This window comes from Cupriavidus sp. 10L45, from assembly GCF_056395225.1.
Genome location: NZ_JBFTJC010000009.1, coordinates 73,645 through 91,098, shown reverse-complemented (window position 1 = coordinate 91,098; position 17,454 = coordinate 73,645). Strand labels below are relative to the sequence as shown.

Annotated in this window: 14 protein-coding genes; 8 read left to right on the top strand and 6 right to left on the bottom strand. The window is 66.6% G+C overall.

The window, feature by feature from the left end:
- Positions 1–102: 102 nt before the first annotated feature.
- From AC1DFU_RS17210 to AC1DFU_RS17185, 6 genes are all read left to right on the top strand, one after another.
- Entirely contained in the window at positions 103–1,350 is a 1,248-nt protein-coding gene (locus AC1DFU_RS17210) for a YbfB/YjiJ family MFS transporter (RefSeq protein WP_441590587.1), read from the top strand.
- A gap of 101 nt (positions 1,351–1,451) precedes the next feature.
- Positions 1,452–2,225 (top strand): class II aldolase/adducin family protein, encoded by a 774-nt coding sequence (locus AC1DFU_RS17205; RefSeq protein WP_441590585.1) that lies wholly within the window; start codon positions 1,452–1,454, stop codon positions 2,223–2,225.
- Between the two features lie 34 nt (positions 2,226–2,259).
- Entirely contained in the window at positions 2,260–2,448 is a 189-nt protein-coding gene (locus AC1DFU_RS17200; RefSeq protein WP_092290396.1) for a 4-oxalocrotonate tautomerase, read from the top strand.
- 10 nt (positions 2,449–2,458) lie between these two features.
- Positions 2,459–3,490, top strand: coding sequence for a threonine aldolase family protein (locus AC1DFU_RS17195; protein ID WP_092290394.1), 1,032 nt, complete (start codon positions 2,459–2,461; stop codon positions 3,488–3,490).
- Positions 3,491–3,509: 19 nt separating this feature from the next.
- Positions 3,510–4,106 (top strand): NUDIX domain-containing protein, encoded by a 597-nt coding sequence (locus tag AC1DFU_RS17190; protein ID WP_092290392.1) that lies wholly within the window; start codon positions 3,510–3,512, stop codon positions 4,104–4,106.
- 14 nt (positions 4,107–4,120) lie between these two features.
- The gene (locus AC1DFU_RS17185) at positions 4,121–4,348 is read left to right on the top strand and encodes a sulfurtransferase TusA family protein (RefSeq protein ID WP_092134760.1); all 228 of its coding nucleotides are present in this window, start codon (positions 4,121–4,123) and stop codon (positions 4,346–4,348) included.
- Between the two features lie 71 nt (positions 4,349–4,419).
- Here the strand turns inward: AC1DFU_RS17185 and galU are convergent, their stop codons facing one another.
- Complete coding sequence (gene galU, locus AC1DFU_RS17180; protein WP_092290390.1) at positions 4,420–5,289, bottom strand: UTP--glucose-1-phosphate uridylyltransferase GalU; 870 nt, start codon at positions 5,287–5,289, stop codon at positions 4,420–4,422.
- 169 nt (positions 5,290–5,458) lie between these two features.
- Positions 5,459–8,326 carry a valine--tRNA ligase gene (locus AC1DFU_RS17175; protein ID WP_092290388.1) on the bottom strand — a complete coding sequence of 956 codons (2,868 nt, stop codon included), beginning with the start codon at positions 8,324–8,326 and terminating at the stop codon, positions 5,459–5,461.
- 240 nt (positions 8,327–8,566) lie between these two features.
- Between AC1DFU_RS17175 and AC1DFU_RS17170 the strand changes: the two genes are divergently transcribed.
- Positions 8,567–10,960: a UvrD-helicase domain-containing protein gene (locus tag AC1DFU_RS17170; RefSeq protein WP_092290386.1), complete on the top strand. Its 2,394-nt coding sequence runs from the start codon at positions 8,567–8,569 to the stop codon at positions 10,958–10,960.
- A gap of 45 nt (positions 10,961–11,005) precedes the next feature.
- Here the strand turns inward: AC1DFU_RS17170 and AC1DFU_RS17165 are convergent, their stop codons facing one another.
- The 4 genes from AC1DFU_RS17165 to AC1DFU_RS17150 form a co-directional block, all read right to left on the bottom strand.
- Positions 11,006–11,806: a BPSS1780 family membrane protein gene (locus tag AC1DFU_RS17165; RefSeq protein ID WP_441590582.1), complete on the bottom strand. Its 801-nt coding sequence runs from the start codon at positions 11,804–11,806 to the stop codon at positions 11,006–11,008.
- Positions 11,807–11,812: 6 nt separating this feature from the next.
- Entirely contained in the window at positions 11,813–12,799 is a 987-nt protein-coding gene (locus AC1DFU_RS17160) for a homoserine kinase (RefSeq protein ID WP_092290382.1), read from the bottom strand.
- Positions 12,800–12,945: 146 nt separating this feature from the next.
- Positions 12,946–13,314 (bottom strand): DUF2782 domain-containing protein, encoded by a 369-nt coding sequence (locus AC1DFU_RS17155; protein WP_092290380.1) that lies wholly within the window; start codon positions 13,312–13,314, stop codon positions 12,946–12,948.
- Positions 13,315–13,510: 196 nt separating this feature from the next.
- The gene (locus AC1DFU_RS17150; RefSeq protein WP_441590580.1) at positions 13,511–14,458 is read right to left on the bottom strand and encodes an LOG family protein; all 948 of its coding nucleotides are present in this window, start codon (positions 14,456–14,458) and stop codon (positions 13,511–13,513) included.
- 4 nt (positions 14,459–14,462) lie between these two features.
- On the opposite strand from AC1DFU_RS17150, the gene polA reads away from it, so the two are divergent.
- A complete protein-coding gene (polA, locus tag AC1DFU_RS17145) occupies positions 14,463–17,285 on the top strand; it encodes a DNA polymerase I (RefSeq protein WP_092290378.1) in 2,823 nt (940 codons plus the stop codon).
- Positions 17,286–17,454 lie beyond the last annotated feature (169 nt).

Below are 17,454 nucleotides of genomic sequence, written 5' to 3'. Positions count from 1 at the left end.
TTGAGATTGATGCTATCTCAATAATTCATTTTATGTGATGGATGAATGCGACTAGGATAGTCAGGAATCCCGCTGGCCGCCAGCCGAACCCGCCCCCCGATCATGTCTCTCGTGAATACCGATGTCTCCGCCGCCCGCGCGGCCCCGCAAACTGCCGGACCCTGGACGGTGGCCATGGCTGGCTTCGTGTCGCTGGCGCTGGCGATGGGCATCGGTCGGTTCGCCTTCACGCCGCTGCTGCCGATGATGTTGCATGACGGCACCGTCACGCTGGCCGAGGGCGGGGCGCTGGCCACGCTGAACTACATCGGCTACCTGCTGGGGGCACTGCTGTGCCTGTTCATCCGCCCCGATCCCGTGCGGATGGTGCGCGTGTCGCTGGTGCTCACCGTGGTGCTCACGCTGGCCATGGCGCTGCCGGGCGGCATGCCCGCGTGGCTGGCATGGCGCACGATTGCGGGCATCGCCAGCGCGCTGGTGATGGTCTACGCCACCGCGTGGTGCATGCAGCGACTGGCCGAACTGGGCCATCCCACGCTGGGCGGGCTGATGTTCTGCGGTCCCGGCGTGGGGATCGTCGTGACCGGGCTGTCGGCGTTCGGCATGGTCGGCGCGCACTGGCTGGCGAACTGGGGCTGGATCGCCTTCACGGTGCTCGGCGCGTTGATGCTGGCGCCGGTCTGGCGCGTGTTCGGCGCGCCGCCGCCGGCCCTGCAGGCGCGGGCCGGACAGCCGGGGAGTGCAGGGCATGCGGAGGCAGTCGCCCCGACACCCCGGCTGGACCTCGAAACCTGGGCCCTGACCGTGGCCTACGGCCTCGCCGGCTTCGGCTACATCATCACCGCGACCTTCCTGCCCGTGATCGCCCGCCAGGCCATGCCCGGCACGGTCTGGGCGGACCTGTTCTGGCCGATCCTGGGCGCTGGCGTGGCCATTGGCGCCTTCCTGGCCACGCGCGTGGGCATGCATCACGACAACCGCCGGCTGGCGATGATCCTGTACGCGGTGCAGGCGGTTGGCGTGGCCGTGGCGGCATTCTGGCCGACCGTGCCGGGCTTTGCGCTGAGCAGCCTGCTCGTCGGCCTGCCGTTCACGGCGCTGGTGTCGTTCCTGATGCGCGAGGCGCGCCGGCTGTGGGGCAGCGCCGCCCCGAAGCTGATCGGGCTGATGACGGCCGCCTACGCGCTCGGGCAGATCGCCGGCCCGCCGCTGGCCACCACGCTGGTGGCGCGCACGGGCGGCTTTGCGGCATCCCTGGCCACCGCCGCCGCCGCGCTGCTGGTGGGGGCGGGCATCCTCGGCTGGATGGTCCGCGCCATGCCGTTGCGGGACGCTGCCGCCCCGCGCTGACTGCGCTACAGTTACGCCTGCGCCGCCTACTCGACCGGGACTGAACCCGCACGTGTCTGGAGCACGCCTCGCAGCAGGGCGGCCGCGGAGCGAATGTCCCCATGTCTTTTGCCTTGCAGCCCGCGCGTGCCGCGGGCCCGGCCGTTCCCGTCAGCGCCGACGAGGCGCGCGTGCGCACCGACCTCGCCGCCGCCTACCGGCTGGCCGCGCTGGAGCGCTGGGACGACCTGATCTACACCCATATCTCGGCCACCGTGCCCGGTGAGCCGGACCACTTCCTGATCAACCCGTTCGGCTTCGCGTTCGACGAGATTCGCGCGTCGGACCTCGTCAAGATCAATGGCCGGGGCGAGGTGCTCGGCGAGACCGTGCACCCGGTCAACGTGACCGGCTTCGCCCTCCACGCCGCCGTGCACGCCGCGCGGGCCGATGCGCACTGCGTCATGCACCTGCACAACACCGCCGGCATCGCGGTCTCGGCGCAGGCGGACGGACTGCTGCCGCTGTCGCAGCACGCCATGCGCTTCCACGGCCGCATCGGCTATCACGACTACGAGGGCCTGGCGTTCACCCCGGCCGAAGGGGCCCGGCTCACGGTGTCGCTGGGCCAGCACCCGGCCATGCTGCTGCGCAACCACGGTACGCTGACGGTGGGCCGCACCGTGGCCGAGGCCTACGTGCTGATGGCCACCCTGATCAAGGCCTGCGAGATCCAGCTCGGCGCGCAGGCGGGCCGCGCCACAGTGCAGCCGCCGGCTGACGTGGCCGAGCGCACTTCGATGCAGCTGTACGACAACGGCGCCGTCGAGGGCGAGATGGAATGGCCCTCGCTGCTGCGCAAACTCGATAGAATCGATCCCTCTTACCGAGACTGAGTCTCGCAAAATCCCTAAAAACGGAGTCAGCAGCATGCCCACGTTTCACGTCGAGATGTTCGAAGGCCGCACGGTCGAGCAAAAGCGCAAGTTTGTCGAGGAAGTGACGCGCGTCACCTGCGAGACGCTGGGCTGCTCGGTGTCGGCAGTGGACATCATCATCACCGATATCAAGCGCGAGAACTGGGCCACCGGCGGCGCGCTCTGGATCGACAAGAAGTAAAGACCCGCCCATGCAGCACTTCGCATCCGACAACTACGCCGGCTTCTGCCCGGAATCGCTGAAATACTTCCTCGAGGCCAACGCCAGCGGCCACGAGAAGGCCTATGGCGACGATTCCTGGACCCAGCAGGTCTGCGACCGCATCCGCAACCTGTTCCAGACCGACTGCGAGGTCTTCTTCGTCTTCAACGGGACGGCGGCCAACTCGCTGGCGCTGTCGTCGCTGTGCCAGTCGTACCACTCGGTGATCTGCCATGAACTGGCGCACATCGAGACGGACGAGTGCGGCGGGCCGGAGTTCTTCTCGAACGGCTCCAAGCTGCTCACGGCGCCCGGCGTCAACGGCAAGCTGACCGCCGATGCGGTGGAGGCGCTGGTCACGCGGCGCACCGACATCCACTATCCGAAGCCGCGCGTGGTCTCGCTCACGCAGTCGACGGAAGTCGGCACGGTCTACACGGTGGAGGAGGTGCGCGCCATTGCGGCCATCGCCAAGCGGCGGCAACTGCGCGTGCACATGGACGGCGCGCGCTTCGCCAATGCGGTGGCGGCGCTGGGCGTGCATCCGTCCGAGATCACCTGGCGGGCTGGCGTGGATGTGCTGTGCTTCGGCGGCACCAAGAACGGCCTGCCGGTGGGCGAGGCCGTGGTGTTCTTCGACCGCCGCCTGGCCGAGGACTTCGCCTACCGGGTGAAGCAGGCCGGGCAGTTGGCCTCGAAGATGCGCTTCATTTCCGCGCCGTGGCTGGGCATGCTCGAGAACGATGTCTGGCTGTCCAACGCCCGCCATGCCAACGCGATGGCGCAACTGTTGCACCAGCGCATCGTCGACATTCCCGGCGTGCGCATCATGTTCCCGACCGAATCGAACGCGGTCTTCGCCGAACTGCCGCTGCCGGCCATCGAGGCCTTGCGCGCCAAGGGCTGGCTGTTCTACACCTTCATCGGCGCGGGCGGTTGCCGGCTGATGTGTTCGTGGGACCTGCAGCCCGAGACCGTGGAAGCGTTCGCCGCCGATATCCGCGCGGCCTGCGCCCTCTGAACCCCTGGAGCCCCCTCCGATGCAACCGTACCGTTTCTGCCCCCAATGCGGGGCGCCGCTGGAGCACTTGCCGATGTCCGGCCGCTATCGTCATGCCTGCGTGCAGGACGGCTGCGGCTTCGTGCACTGGAACAACCCGCTGCCGGTGCTGGCGGCGGTGGTCGAGTACGAGGACAAGCTGCTGCTGGCGCGCAACGCAGTATGGCCGGAGGGGATGTTCGCGCTGGTCACCGGCTTCATGGAGCGCGACGAGACGCCCGAGCTGGGCGTGGCGCGCGAACTCAAGGAGGAGACCAATCTCGACACGGAATCCGCGTCGCTGATCGGCGTCTACGAGTTCATGCGCAAGAACGAGCTGATCATCGCCTATCACGTGAAGGCGACGGGGCGCATCGAACTGTCCGAGGAACTGGCCGAATACAAGCTCGTGGCGCCCGAGAAGATGCGGATCTGGAACGCCGGCACCGGCTTTGCCGTGGCCGATTTCCTGGAGCGGCGCGGGCTGCCCGTGCGCTTCTTCGACCGCGCCTCGGGCGAGGACATCCCCGACCCGCGCCGGCCGACGGACTTCAGCCTTGTCGCCGCTTCGTTACAATACGGCATCGACCAAAAATAAGTGGGATGAGAGGAATGGACTTCCAGAAAGAAGTGGACGCGCGCGGCCTGAACTGCCCGCTGCCGATCCTGCGGACCAAGAAGGCGCTGGCGGACATGGCCAGCGGCGACGTGCTCAAGGTGCTGGCCACCGACCCGGGCGCCACGCGCGACTTCCAGGCCTTCGCCAAGCAGACCGGCAACGAGCTGCTGTCGCACGCCGAGGTGGACAAGGTGTTCGTGTTCTACATGAAGCGCCGCTAAGACCGCCTGGCCCCCGGCCATAAAAAAAGCCGCCTCGATCGAGGCGGCTTTTTCATGCCGGGGCGGAACGCTTATCCGCGCTGGGCCAGATAGGCGCTGAACTCGTCGCGCACTTCCGGGTGCTTCAGGGCGAACTCGACAGTGGCCTTCAGGTAGCCGAGCTTGCTGCCGCAGTCGTAGCGCACGCCGTTGTAGCGGTAGGCCAGCACCTGTTCCTGGTCGAGCATCGACTGGATGGCATCGGTCAGTTGGTACTCGCCGCCGGCACCCGGCTTCAGTTCACGGATGTGGTCGAAGATGCGCGGCGTGAGGATGTAGCGGCCCACAACGCCGAGGTTCGACGGGGCGTCCTCGGGGGCCGGCTTCTCGACGATGCCGGACATCTTGATCACGCGCTCGTCCCATTCGCGGCCTTCCACCACGCCGTAGGAGCGGCTTTGTTCCGGCGCGATCTCTTCCACGCCCAGGACCGAGCAGTTGTAGTGGTTATAGACGTCGACCATCTGCTTCATGATCGGCACGTCGCCGTCGAGCAAGTCGTCCGCCAGCATGACCGCGAACGGCGTGTCGCCGACCAGCTTGGCCGCGCACAGCACGGCGTGGCCCAGGCCCAGGGCCTCGGGCTGGCGCACGTAGTAGCACTCCACGTGCGCAGGCTTGATCGAACGCACCACATCGAGCAGGGCCTGCTTGTTCTTGGCCTCCAGCTCCATTTCCAGTTCGTACGCCTTGTCGAAATGGTCCTCGATGGCGCGCTTGGAGCGGCCCGTGACAAAGATCATTTCCGTGATGCCGGCGGCCATGGCTTCTTCCACGGCGTACTGGATCAGCGGTTTGTCCACCACTGGCAGCATTTCCTTGGGACTCGCCTTGGTCGCGGGGAGGAATCGGGTACCTAGCCCAGCGACCGGAAAGACGGCCTTGGTGACGCGGTTTTCCATTTCAGCTTTCCTTTTCAATCCGGTGTAACACCGTGCCGTACAGGGAGGGCGCCGTCTGTCCGGCTTCGTCCGACGCTGACGTAACAGTCACATGTCGTTACACATGAACGAGGCCGGATACCAGTCGAGTTGCAACTTTCGTGCCGGTGGCGCAGAAGTGGCGAACCCGTCAGGCGGGCAGACGCTGTAGTTGATCCTGGAGCTTGGCCAGCGTCTGTTCGAAATCCGACAAACGCTGTGTTTCCTGCGCCACAACCGCGGGCGGCGCCTTGGCCACGAAGGCTTCGTTGGTCAGCTTGCCCCGGCATTTGCCGATTTCATTGCTGATCCGGTCGATCTCCTTGCCCAGGCGCACGCGCTCGGCTGCGACGTCGATCTCGATCTTCAGCAGCAGGTGATTGCCGCCGACGATGGCCACCGGCGCCCCGGCGCCTTCCTTCTGGAGGGCGACCTCGTCTTCGAACACCTTCACCTCGGAAAGTTTCGCCAGCGCCTGGATTTGCGCCGCCGCGGCGTTCAGGAAGGTGCTGTCGCCGTGCGTGTAGAGCGGAATGCGCTGGGCCGGCGAGATGTTCATCTCGCCCCGCAGGTTGCGGCAGGCGTCCACCACGGCCTTGAGCTGGGCCACCCAGGCTTCGGCGGCTTCGTCGATCTTGGCGGCGGCCGGCAGCGGGTAGGCCTGCAGCGCGATGGTCTCGCTGCCGTCACCCTTGGCGCGGCCGGCCAGCGGGGCCACCTTCTGCCAGAGTTCCTCGGTAATGAACGGGATGATCGGGTGCGCCAGGCGCAGTACCGTCTCCAGCACGCGCAGCAGCGTGCGGCGCGTGGCGCGTTGCTGGGCCTCGGTGCCGGTCTGGATCTGCACCTTGGCGAGTTCCAGGTACCAGTCGCAATACTCGTCCCAGACGAACTTGTAGATTGCGCTGGCGATATTGTCGAAACGGTATTCGTCGAAGCCCTTTTCGACTTCACCTTCCACGCGCTGGAGCAGCGAGACGATCCAGCGGTCTGCCTGCGAGAAGTGCAGGTAGCCGTCCGGGCCGCAGTCGTTGCTGCACGGGCCCATGCCGCAATCATGGCCCTCGGTGTTCATCAGCACGAAGCGGGTGGCGTTCCAGAGCTTGTTGCAGAAGTTGCGATAGCCCTCGCAACGGCCCGTGTCGAAGTTGATATTCCGGCCCAGCGTGGCCAGCGAGGCGAAGGTGAAGCGCAGGGCGTCCGCGCCGAACGCGGGAATGCCGTCCGGGAACTCCTTCTTCGTCTTCGATTCGATGCGCGGCGCGTCCTTCGGGCGGCGCAGGCCCGTGGTGCGCTTCTTGAGCAGCGGGGCCAGCTCGATGCCGTCGATCAGGTCCACCGGGTCGAGGGTGTTGCCCTCGGACTTGCTCATCTTCTTGCCTTCGGAGTCACGCACCAGGCCGTGCACGTACACGGTGTGGAACGGCACCTGGCCGGTGAAGTGCTTGGTCATCATGACCATGCGCGCCACCCAGAAGAAGATGATGTCGTAGCCCGTGACCAGCACCGACGACGGCAGGAAGTGCTCCAGTTCCGGCGTCTGCTCGGGCCAGCCGAGTGACGAGAACGGCACGAGCGCGGACGAGAACCACGTGTCGAGCACGTCTTCCTCGCGGCGCAGCGGGCCGGTGCTGCCGGCCGCCTGCGCCTTGGCGCGGGCGTCTTCCTCGGTGCGGGCGACGAAGCAGTTGCCGGCGTCGTCGTACCAGGCCGGGATCTGATGGCCCCACCAGAGCTGGCGGCTGATACACCAGTCCTGGATGTTGGCCAGCCACTGGTTGTACGTGCTGTTCCAGTTCTCGGGCACCAGCTTGATCTCGCCGCTCTGCACGGCGTCCAGCGCCACTTCGGCGATCGAGCGACCCGGATAGAACGTGCCCTCGGGGGCCGGCTTGCTCATGGCGACGAACCACTGGTCGGTCAGCATCGGCTCGATCACGCTGCTGGTGCGCTCGCTGCGCGGCACCATCAGCTTGTGCTTCTTGACCTCGCCCAGCAGGCCCTGTTCCTTCAGGTCGGCCACCATCTTGTCGCGGGCCTCGAAGCGGTCCATGCCGGCGTAGGCGGCCGGCGCGTCGGCGACGATCTTGGCGTCCAGCGTCAGGATCGAGAGCTGCGGCAGGTTGTGGCGCTGGCCCACCGCGTAGTCGTTGAAGTCATGGCCCGGCGTGACCTTGACCACGCCCGTGCCGAAGGCGCGGTCGACGTATTCATCGGCAATGACGGGGATCTGGCGATCGGTCAGCGGCAGGTGCACGAACTTGCCGATCAGGTGCGCGTAGCGCTCGTCCTCGGGGTGGACCATCACGGCGGTGTCGCCGAGCATGGTTTCCGGGCGCGTGGTGGCCACGGTCAGGTGCGTCAGGCCGTGCACGGCGTCCGGCTCGGCCAGCGGGTAGTGGATATGCCAGAGCGAGCCTTCCTCCTCCACGCTGTCCACTTCGAGGTCGGACACGGCCGTGCCCAGCACCGGGTCCCAGTTGACCAGGCGCTTGCCGCGATAGATCAGGCCCTGTTCGAACAGGCGGACGAATACCTCGGTCACGGCCTGCGACATCTCGGGCGACATCGTGAAGTACTCGCGCGTCCAGTCGATCGACGCCCCCATGCGGCGCACCTGGCGCGTGATGGTGGAGCCCGACTCCTCCTTCCACTCCCAGACCTTCTCGACGAACTTCTCGCGGCCGAGGTCATGGCGCGACACGCCCTGGGCTTCCAACTGGCGCTCCACCACGATCTGCGTGGCGATACCCGCGTGATCGGTACCCGGCACCCACAGCGTATTGGCGCCGCGCATGCGCGCGTGGCGCGTCAGGCCGTCCATGATGGTCTGGTTGAACGCGTGGCCCATGTGCAGCGTGCCGGTCACATTGGGCGGCGGCAGCTGGATGGCAAAATCGGGACGATTGGCATCCATCGTGGGCTGGGCGATGCCGCGGCGCTCCCATTCGGGGCCCCACTTCTCCTCGATGGCGGCGGGTTCGAAGCTCTTGGCAAGGGACTGGTCTTGGGCGGTCATGCTGGGGATGTCGAGGTATGCGGGTCGGGGCTGGGCGGTGGGCGGACTGATCGAAATCCATCGAAACCAGTCGGCGCGCCACGGCGTCGGGCCGGGAAAACGTCAAATTATAGGGGAGGCGGGGGTGCCGGTGCGCATTTGCCGACGCCGACGGCTGCCGGGTGCCGCTGGCGGCCCCGGTCCCCCCGGTATAATTGCCGCCATTCCCCGGCCCCACGCGGCCAAAAGGCCCCTTCCCCGATGTCCAGCCTGCTTGCCAATCTCAACGCCGAACAACTCGCCGCCGTCACGTTGCCCGATGAACCGGCCCTGATCCTGGCGGGGGCGGGCAGCGGCAAGACCCGCGTGCTGACCACCCGCATCGCCTGGCTGATCCAGAACGGCCGGGTGTCGCCGGCCGGCGTGCTGGCCGTGACATTTACCAATAAGGCGGCCAAGGAGATGCAGACCCGCCTGTCGTCCATGCTGCCCATCAACACGCGCGGCATGTGGATCGGCACCTTCCACGGGCTCTGCAACCGGATGCTGCGCGCGCACTTCAAGGACGCCGGGCTGCCGCAGACCTTCTCGATCCTGGACACCCAGGACCAGCTTTCCGCGCTCAAGCGGCTGCTGAAATCGCTGAATGTCGATGACGAGAAGTATCCGGCCAAGAACGTCCAGTACTTCATCAACAACGCCAAGGAGCAGGGGCTGCGCCCCCGCGACGTGGAGGCGAACGACGATTTCAACCGTCGTTTCGTCGACCTGTACGCCGCCTACGACGAGCAGTGCCAGCGCGAAGGCGTGGTCGATTTCGCCGAGTTGCTACTGCGCTGCTACGAACTGCTGCGCTACAACGACGCCATCCGCCAGCACTACCAGCACCGCTTCCGCCACGTGCTGGTGGACGAGTTCCAGGACACCAACGTGCTCCAGTACCAGTGGCTCAAGCTGCTGGCCGGTTACGGCACGGGTAGCGCGGCGGCCGTGTTCGCCGTGGGCGATGACGACCAGAGCATCTACGCGTTTCGGGGTGCCAACGTCGGCAATATGCGCGACTTCGAGAGCGAATTCCGCGTGCGCCACCTGATCAAGCTGGAGCAGAACTACCGCTCGCATGGCCACATCCTCGATTCGGCCAACCACCTGATCGCCCACAACGCGCGGCGGCTGGGCAAGAACCTGCGCACGGACGCGGGCCACGGCGAGCTGGTGCGGGTGTTCCAGGCCGGCTCGGACGGGCAGGAGGCCTCGTGGATCGTCGAGGAGATCCGCGACCAGATCGCCCAGGGCATGTCGCGCTCCGAGATCGCCATCCTGTATCGCAGCAATGCGCAGTCGCGGGTGATCGAGCACGCGCTGTTCTCGTCCGGCATCGCCTATCGGGTGTATGGCGGCCTGCGCTTCTTCGAACGGGCCGAAGTGAAGCATGCGCTCGCTTATCTGCAGTTGATCGAAAACCCGCGCAACGACGCGGCGTTCGGGCGGGTGGTCAACTTCCCGACGCGCGGCATCGGGGCGCGTTCGCTGGAGCTGCTCCAGGACGCCGCGCGCCAGTACAACGTCTCGCTCTCCGAGGCCGTGGCCTACGTGCCGGGCAAGGCGGGCAGCACGATGGGCGCGTTTATCCGCCTGATCGAGCAGATGCGGGCCGAGACGCGGCGCATGACGCTGCCGGAGACGGTGGAGTATGTGATCAACACCAGCGGCCTGATCCAGCACTTCCAGAACGAGAAGGAAGGGCAGGACCGCATCGAGAACTTGCAGGAACTGGTCACCGCCGCGCAGGCTTTCGTGGTGGAAGAGGGCTATGGGCTCGACGCGCTGGCCAGCGTGCTGCCCGCCAACCGGATCGGCGACGCCGCGCCAGTGCTGGCCGATGGCGACCAGGTGCTCCAGGTGCTCGATCCCGAGCAGTTGCCGGTGGTGATGACGCCGCTCGTGGCCTTCCTGACCCATGCCTCGCTGGAGGCCGGCGACAACCAGGCCCAGGCCGGCCAGGACGCGGTGCAGATGATGACCGTGCACGCGGCCAAGGGCCTCGAATTCAACGTGGTGTTCATTACCGGGCTGGAAGAGGGCCTGTTCCCGCACGAGAACAGCGCGATGGAGGCCGATGGGCTCGAGGAGGAGCGCCGCCTGATGTACGTGGCGATTACCCGGGCGCGCGAGCGGCTCTATATGTCCTTCGCCCAGAGCCGCGTGCTGCACGGCCAGATGCGATATCACATCCGCTCGCGCTTCTTCGAGGAGTTGCCCGAGGCGTCGCTGAAGTGGATCACGCCGCCGGCACAGGCCTACGGTGCATACGGTGGCGGCGGCGGTGGTGGCGGCTATGGCCGCAACCGCCAGGGCGGCGGGGAGCGGGAAAGCGGCTGGGGCCGCGACTGGTTCAAGAAGCCCGAGGACGTGCCCTACAGCGGCACCCGGCCCACGGGCGGCATGGACACCGGCAAGAACTACGCCGAGGAAAAGCGCGCGGCCGACACCGGCTTCCGGGTCGGCCAGAACGTGTTCCACAACAAGTTCGGGGAAGGCAAGATCACGGCGCTGGAAGGCGAGGGCGCCGATGCGCGCGCCAATATCAACTTCAAGCGCCACGGCGCCAAGTGGCTGGCGCTGGCGGTGGCCAAGCTCGACACCATCGACTAAAGCCGGGCCCTGGCCGGGGGTAGCCCCGGCCAAGTGCCTAATACGTCATGGATTGACGTTCTGGGTGTCGGTGGCCTCGGCCGGCACGATGTTGAAGCAGCCGCGATAGGTGGCGTAGAACGAGCAGTACAGGATCGCCAGCATCAGCAGCGAGTACGGCGTGACCAGGAACGACAGCACCGTCTCCGCGCCGATCGCGGCGAAGATTACCTCCAGGAACAGCGGCAGCGCCACGATCAGGACGGCGAACAGGCCGGCGTAGGCGAAGAACGCGCCCCGGTTGCGCCAGCAGGCCGTCCAGCTGAAGAACAGCGCCTTCACCGGCGGCACGCCGTGCCAGGCAGTCAGCATCGGCGCGAACCAGAACAGCATCGCGATCGGCGTGTAGAGCGCTGCCCCGGTCAGCATGGCCAGGTAGAGCTGGCGCATCGCGTCCGGCGTGGGCTCCTCGCCCTTCAGCACCACCTGCGCCAGCGCGCCGATATCAACCAGCGACGTGGCGATCAGGCTCAGCAGGAACACCATCGCCGCGTAGATGCCGCCCAGCACGAGCAGATGCCGCATGGCCTGCTTGCCATTGCTGCGGAACCCGGCCAGCAGCACGGTCGGTAGCACGCGCTTGCTCTGGATGACATCGCGGCAGGCCGTCATCACCCCCACGTTGATGCCCGGCGTGACCACCAGCAGCGCGATGATGCCGAACAGCGGCACGAAGATCGCGAGCTGCGCGGCAATCAGGTAGATGAACAGCAGCATCAGGAACGCGAGCGGGTTCTTGCGGAACAGCCAGATACCCTGGCGGAACCAGACGTAGCCTTCCTTGGCGGGAACTTCCAGTAGTTGCATGGCGAATCAGATCCAGGGGAGCGGTGCGGCGTCGTCGAGACGGCGGCGCAGGATGCGTTCGAAGTGGGTCGGATCGTGCGGCTGGAGCATGTCGGCCTCGCGCGGCAGGAAAAAGTCCCACAGACGCGATACCCAGAAGCGCAGCGCGCCCGCACGGAGCATGTCCTGCCAATGCGCGGCCTCGGTCGCCGTGAGCGGCCTCACCGCATGATAAGCCCGCAGCATGGCCTGCGCCCGGTCAACGTCCAGCGCGCCGGTGGGCAGGTCGATACACCAGTCGTTCACGGTCACGGCCAGGTCGAACAGCCACTTGTCGTTGCCGGCGAAGTAGAAATCGAAGAAACCGCCGAGTTGCGGCGCGCCGCTGGCGTCGGTGTCGAACAGGACGTTGTCGCGGAACAGGTCGCAGTGGCACGGGCCGCCGGCCAGCGCGGCGTAGTCGGCGCTGCCGAAGAACGCGGTCTGGTGGGCGATCTCGCCGGCCAGCAACTGGCGCTGGGCCGGGTCGAGGAACGGCAGGATCTCGGGCTCGGTCTGGCGCCACCAGGCCAGGCTGCGCAGGTTGGGCTGCTGGCGCGGATAGTCCTGCCCGGCCAGGTGCATGCGGGCCAGCATGGTGCCCACCTCGGCGCAGTGGCTGGCCTGCGGGGACAGTTGCGACGCCCCGGAGAGCCGCGTGACGATGGTCGCCGGCTTGCCCTTGAGCGCGCGCAGGATTTCCCCGTCGCGCGCGGCCACGGGCGCCGGCACGCTGATGCCGTGTCGGGCCAGATGGTCCATCAGGTGCAGGTAATACGGCAGCTGCGCGAAGGTCAGCCGCTCGAAGATGGTCAGCACGTACTCGCGCGTGACGCCATCCTGCTCCATGGTCAGAAAGAAATTGCTGTTCTCGATCCCGGAAGCAATGCCGCGCAACGCGCGGACTTCGCCAAGGTCGTAGTCAAGCAGCCAGCGGGCGATCTCGTCCTGCGAGACCGTGGTGAATACGGCCATACTGTTTTATTGGTGCGAATCGGGCGCGGCAGGCCGGTCTGGACAAAAACCGTCCGCCGCCGCGGCATGACTGCCGGAGGGCCGGCGCGATCCGGTCGGGCGTTGCCGTCCGGCCGGGTCGTGGGTGAAAAGGGTCGTTGAGACGCTCAGAACTTCAGGTTGACCGACGGCACGCGGTTCACGTCATGGTCACGAATCTTGGGCGAGCTGTCTTCCGGCTTGCTCATCTCGTACTTCGTGCCCACGCCGGAGCGTACCTGGATATCGGTGGCCTGCCCCTTGTTCCGGTACTCGGTCACCTGGGTCCCATCGCGCTCACGCAGCACGAAACTCGGCTCGCGCGGCTGGTTGAGCTGGCTTTTCGACGCGGGCGCGATCGGCTGATTGTTGATCTGGTTCAGTTCTTGTTGTGTCAGCGCACTGCTTTCCGCGTTGCCCTGTGCGGCGGCCAGGGCCGGCACGAGTGCCAGCACGGTCGCGGCGAGCACGGCAGCCGGGTGCGAGGGGGAGGTCATCTGGGGCTCCTGTGCGTGCGGGCCGGCAGGCCCCGCCACGCGGATTGAGTCTGCGGCCCGGCGGCGCCGGACCTGGCAGACTGACAGGCTTCCATTCTAGCAATTCCTGCCGCCCACGGGCCGCTCTCGTGACCCCCGGGGCACCCCGGCACGTGCTGCCTGCGCCCCCTGGCTGGTCGGGGACGCCGCCAATGCCTTACAGATAGAACATTTCTTCCTTAGGCGGAATCGGGTGATCGCCGCCGCGCTTCTCGTAATAGTCATAGACCGCCTCCAGCACTTCCTGGGGCTCATCCACGATCTTCATCAGGTCGAGGTCGTGCTCGGCGATCAGGCCCATCGGCAGCAGCGTGAAGCGGAACCAGTCCAGCAGGCCCTTCCAGAACCGGCTGCCGTACATCACCACCGGCACCGAGCGCGACTTGCCGGTCTGCACCAGCGTGAGCACCTCGGCCAGCTCGTCCAGCGTGCCGAAGCCGCCGGGCATGACGATGAAGGCGTCCGAATTCTTCACGAAGGTGACCTTGCGCGTGAAGAAGTGGCGGAAGCGCATGGCGATGTCCTGGTACGGATTGCCCTGCTGCTCGTGCGGAAGCTCGATGTTCAGGCCGACGCTGGCGGACTTGCCGGCGTGCGCGCCCTTGTTCGCCGCTTCCATGATGCCGGGGCCGCCGCCGGAGATCACCGCGAAGCCGGCGTCCGAGAACAGCCGGGCAATCTCGATGGTCTTCTGGTAGTACGGCGAGTCCTCGCGCAGGCGCGCGCTGCCGTAGATCGAGACCGCCGGGCGGATCTCCGAGAGGTACTCGGTCGCCTCGATGAACTCTGCCATAATCGTGAACATTTGCCACGAGGCACGCGCCTTCTTCGCGGTGGCGCGGTCTTCATCCGCCAGCGCGCGCAGGCTCGGAATCATCTTGCGTGGGTTGGCACGCGCAGCTGCCGCCGCGGCAGCTGCATCCTGGGCTTCGGGCGATTTGCCCGCCGCCGCGGCATCGGCTTTCGCGGCGATGGCGGCGGCATGCGCCGAGGCCTTCTCGGGCGGCGGGTTCACGGTATCGCCGGAGATGTCGGAAACGTCCGTATCGGCCAGGGGGCCGGTCGCTGCGCCACCAGCAGGGGCGCCAGTCAATTTAGAGTCCATGGGAATGTCGGATAGTCAAAAAACGCTTTTGCTCGTCGATGGATCGAGCTACTTGTATCGCGCGTATCACGCTCTGCCGGACCTGAGGAATGGCGAAGGGCTGCCTACAGGGGCAATCTACGGCATGATCAACATGTTGCGCAAGCTGCGCAACGACTTCCCGGCAGAGTATATCGCTTGCGTGTTCGACGCCAAGGGCAAGACGTTCCGGGATGCGCTATACCCCGCATATAAGGAACATCGCCCGTCCATGCCCGAGGATCTGGCCAGGCAGATCGAGCCGATCCACGAGGCCGTGCGCGCGCTGGGCTGGCCGATCGTGGTGGTGGAAGGCGTGGAGGCCGACGACGTGATCGGCACACTGGCCTGCCAGGCCACGGCACAGGGCGTGCGTACCGTGGTATCCACGGGCGACAAGGACCTCGCGCAGCTGGTGAACGACCACGTCACGCTGGTCAACACCATGAGCGGCGAAGTGCTCGATCCGCCCGGTGTGGTGGCCAAGTTCGGCGTGCCGCCGGAGCGGATCGTCGACTATCTCTCGCTGATTGGCGATGCGGTGGACAACGTGCCCGGCGTGCCCAAGGTGGGTCCGAAGACCGCCGTGAAATGGCTTGCCGAATACGGCACGCTCGACACCATCATGGCCGGTGCCGATGGCATCAAGGGCGTGGTGGGCGAGAACCTGCGCAACACGCTCGACTGGCTGCCGCGCGCCCGGGAGCTGGTCACGGTCAAGACCGACTGCGACCTCAGCGACGCCGTGGCGGACTTCCACGCGCTGCGCGAACTGGGCGAGGACAACGAGAAGCTGATCGCCTTCTTCTCGCGCTATGGTTTCAAGACCTGGCTGCGCGAGGCCACGGGCGAATCGCTGCCGAACGCCCGTGCCGCCGCCCGCTCGTCGCGTGCCGGCGCCGCGCCGGCGCCTTCGCCGCAGGGCGGGCTGTTCGATGGCCCGGCCGATGTGTCGACCGACCTGCCGGCACCCGACACCACCCCGGCCGAGATCCGCTACGAGACCGTGACCACCGAGGCTGCACTCGACGCCTGGATCGCCCGGATCGTCGACGCGCCGCTGACCGCCATCGACACGGAAACCACCTCGCTCGACCCGATGCAGGCCCAGTTGGTGGGCCTGTCGCTGTCGGTGGAGCCCGGCGAGGCCGCCTACATCCCGGTCGCCCATCGCGGCCCGGACGTGGCCGGCATGGATAACCACGGCCAGCTCTCGCGCGACTACGTGCTGGAGCGCCTGCGCCCGTGGCTGGAAGACCCGGCGCGGCCGAAGCTAGGCCAGCACCTGAAGTACGACTCGCACGTCTTCGCCAACCACGGCGTCAAGCTGCGCGGCATCGCCCAGGACACGATGCTGGAAAGCTACGTGCTGGCCTCGCACCGCAATCACGGCATGGACAGCCTGGCCGAGCGGTTGCTGAACCTGAAGACGCTGACCTACGAGGAAGTCTGCGGCAAGGGCGCCAGCCAGATCGGCTTCGACCAGATCGACCTCCAGCGCGCCACCGAGTACGCGGCCGAGGATGCCGACGTGACGCTGCGCCTCCATCGCAAGATGCATCCGCAGCTGGACGCGGCAGACGGGCTCAAGTACGTGTACGAGAATATCGAGATCCCGGTCTCGGTGGTGCTTCAGAAGATCGAGCGCAATGGCGTGCTGATCGATGCCGCGCGGCTTGGCGCGCAGAGCGCCGAACTCGGCCAGCGCATGATGGAACTGGAAAAAGCCGCCTTCGAGGCCGCTGGCCAGCCGTTCAATCTCGGTTCGCCGAAGCAGATCGGCGAAATCCTGTTCACGCAGATGAAGCTGCCGGTGGTCAAGAAGACCGCCAGCGGGGCGCCGTCCACCGACGAAGAGGTGCTGCAGAAGCTGGCGGAGGACTATCCGCTGCCCAAGCTGCTGCTCGACTATCGGGGTCTGTCGAAGCTCAAGTCCACCTACACGGACAAGCTGCCGAAGATGGTCAACCCGCAGACCGGACGCGTGCACACGAGCTACGGCCAGGCCACGGCCGTGACGGGCCGGCTGGCCTCGACCGAGCCGAACCTGCAGAACATCCCGGTGCGGACCGAGGAAGGCCGGCGCATCCGCGAGGCGTTCATCGCCGCGCCGGGCAACGTGATCGTCTCCGCCGACTACTCGCAGATCGAGCTGCGCATCATGGCCCATATCTCGGGCGACGAGAACCTGCTGCGCGCGTTCGCCAACGGCGAGGACATCCACCGCGCCACGGCGGCCGAGATCTTCGGCGTGGAGCGCGAGGCGGTGTCCAGCGAGCAGCGCCGCTACGCCAAGGTCATCAACTTCGGTCTGATCTACGGCATGAGCGCGTTCGGGCTGGCCAGCAACCTCGGCATCGAGCGCGAAGCGGCCAAGCACTACATCGACCGCTACTTCATGCGCTACCCGGGCGTGGCCCACTACATGGAAGAGACGCGCCAGACCGCGCGCGAGCAGGGCTACGTGGAAACGGTGTTTGGCCGCCGCCTCTGGCTGCCCGACATCAACGGCGGCAACGGCCCGCGCCGCCAGGGCGCCGAGCGCGCCGCCATCAACGCGCCGATGCAGGGCACGGCGGCGGACCTGATCAAGCTGTCGATGATCGCCGTGCAGGACTGGCTCGAGCGCGACAACCTCGGCACGCGCCAGATCATGCAGGTGCACGATGAACTGGTCCTCGAAGTGCCGCAGGCCGAACTCGAGCTGGTGAAGACGCGCCTGCCCGAGCTGATGTGCTCCGTGGCGACGCTGCGCGTGCCATTGGTGGCCGAAGTGGGCAGCGGCAGCAACTGGGAAGAGGCGCATTGAAGGTGACGCCTCTCCTGCATGCGGATGCGTACAGGAGAGGCGTTGCGGTGAATGCGCGACATCATCGCGTGGAGGCTTGCCAGTTCTATTGCCGTGCAGCAAACTGGCAGCAACGAACATGATCCGCGCGACGCCACAACGACAACATAATCCTCGCCGACGCGGGTCG

Coding starts and splice junctions, on each gene's coding strand:
- AC1DFU_RS17195 (WP_092290394.1), top strand. CDS start 2,459: ATGCAGCACTTCGCATCCGACAACTACGCCGGCTTCTGCCCGGAATCG.
- AC1DFU_RS17205 (WP_441590585.1), top strand. CDS start 1,452: ATGTCTTTTGCCTTGCAGCCCGCGCGTGCCGCGGGCCCGGCCGTTCCC.
- AC1DFU_RS17175 (WP_092290388.1), bottom strand. CDS start 8,326: ATGACCGCCCAAGACCAGTCCCTTGCCAAGAGCTTCGAACCCGCCGCC.
- AC1DFU_RS17170 (WP_092290386.1), top strand. CDS start 8,567: ATGTCCAGCCTGCTTGCCAATCTCAACGCCGAACAACTCGCCGCCGTC.
- AC1DFU_RS17210 (WP_441590587.1), top strand. CDS start 103: ATGTCTCTCGTGAATACCGATGTCTCCGCCGCCCGCGCGGCCCCGCAA.
- galU (WP_092290390.1), bottom strand. CDS start 5,289: ATGGAAAACCGCGTCACCAAGGCCGTCTTTCCGGTCGCTGGGCTAGGT.
- polA (WP_092290378.1), top strand. CDS start 14,463: ATGTCGGATAGTCAAAAAACGCTTTTGCTCGTCGATGGATCGAGCTAC.
- AC1DFU_RS17190 (WP_092290392.1), top strand. CDS start 3,510: ATGCAACCGTACCGTTTCTGCCCCCAATGCGGGGCGCCGCTGGAGCAC.
- AC1DFU_RS17185 (WP_092134760.1), top strand. CDS start 4,121: ATGGACTTCCAGAAAGAAGTGGACGCGCGCGGCCTGAACTGCCCGCTG.
- AC1DFU_RS17150 (WP_441590580.1), bottom strand. CDS start 14,458: ATGGACTCTAAATTGACTGGCGCCCCTGCTGGTGGCGCAGCGACCGGC.
- AC1DFU_RS17165 (WP_441590582.1), bottom strand. CDS start 11,806: ATGCAACTACTGGAAGTTCCCGCCAAGGAAGGCTACGTCTGGTTCCGC.
- AC1DFU_RS17160 (WP_092290382.1), bottom strand. CDS start 12,799: ATGGCCGTATTCACCACGGTCTCGCAGGACGAGATCGCCCGCTGGCTG.
- AC1DFU_RS17155 (WP_092290380.1), bottom strand. CDS start 13,314: ATGACCTCCCCCTCGCACCCGGCTGCCGTGCTCGCCGCGACCGTGCTG.
- AC1DFU_RS17200 (WP_092290396.1), top strand. CDS start 2,260: ATGCCCACGTTTCACGTCGAGATGTTCGAAGGCCGCACGGTCGAGCAA.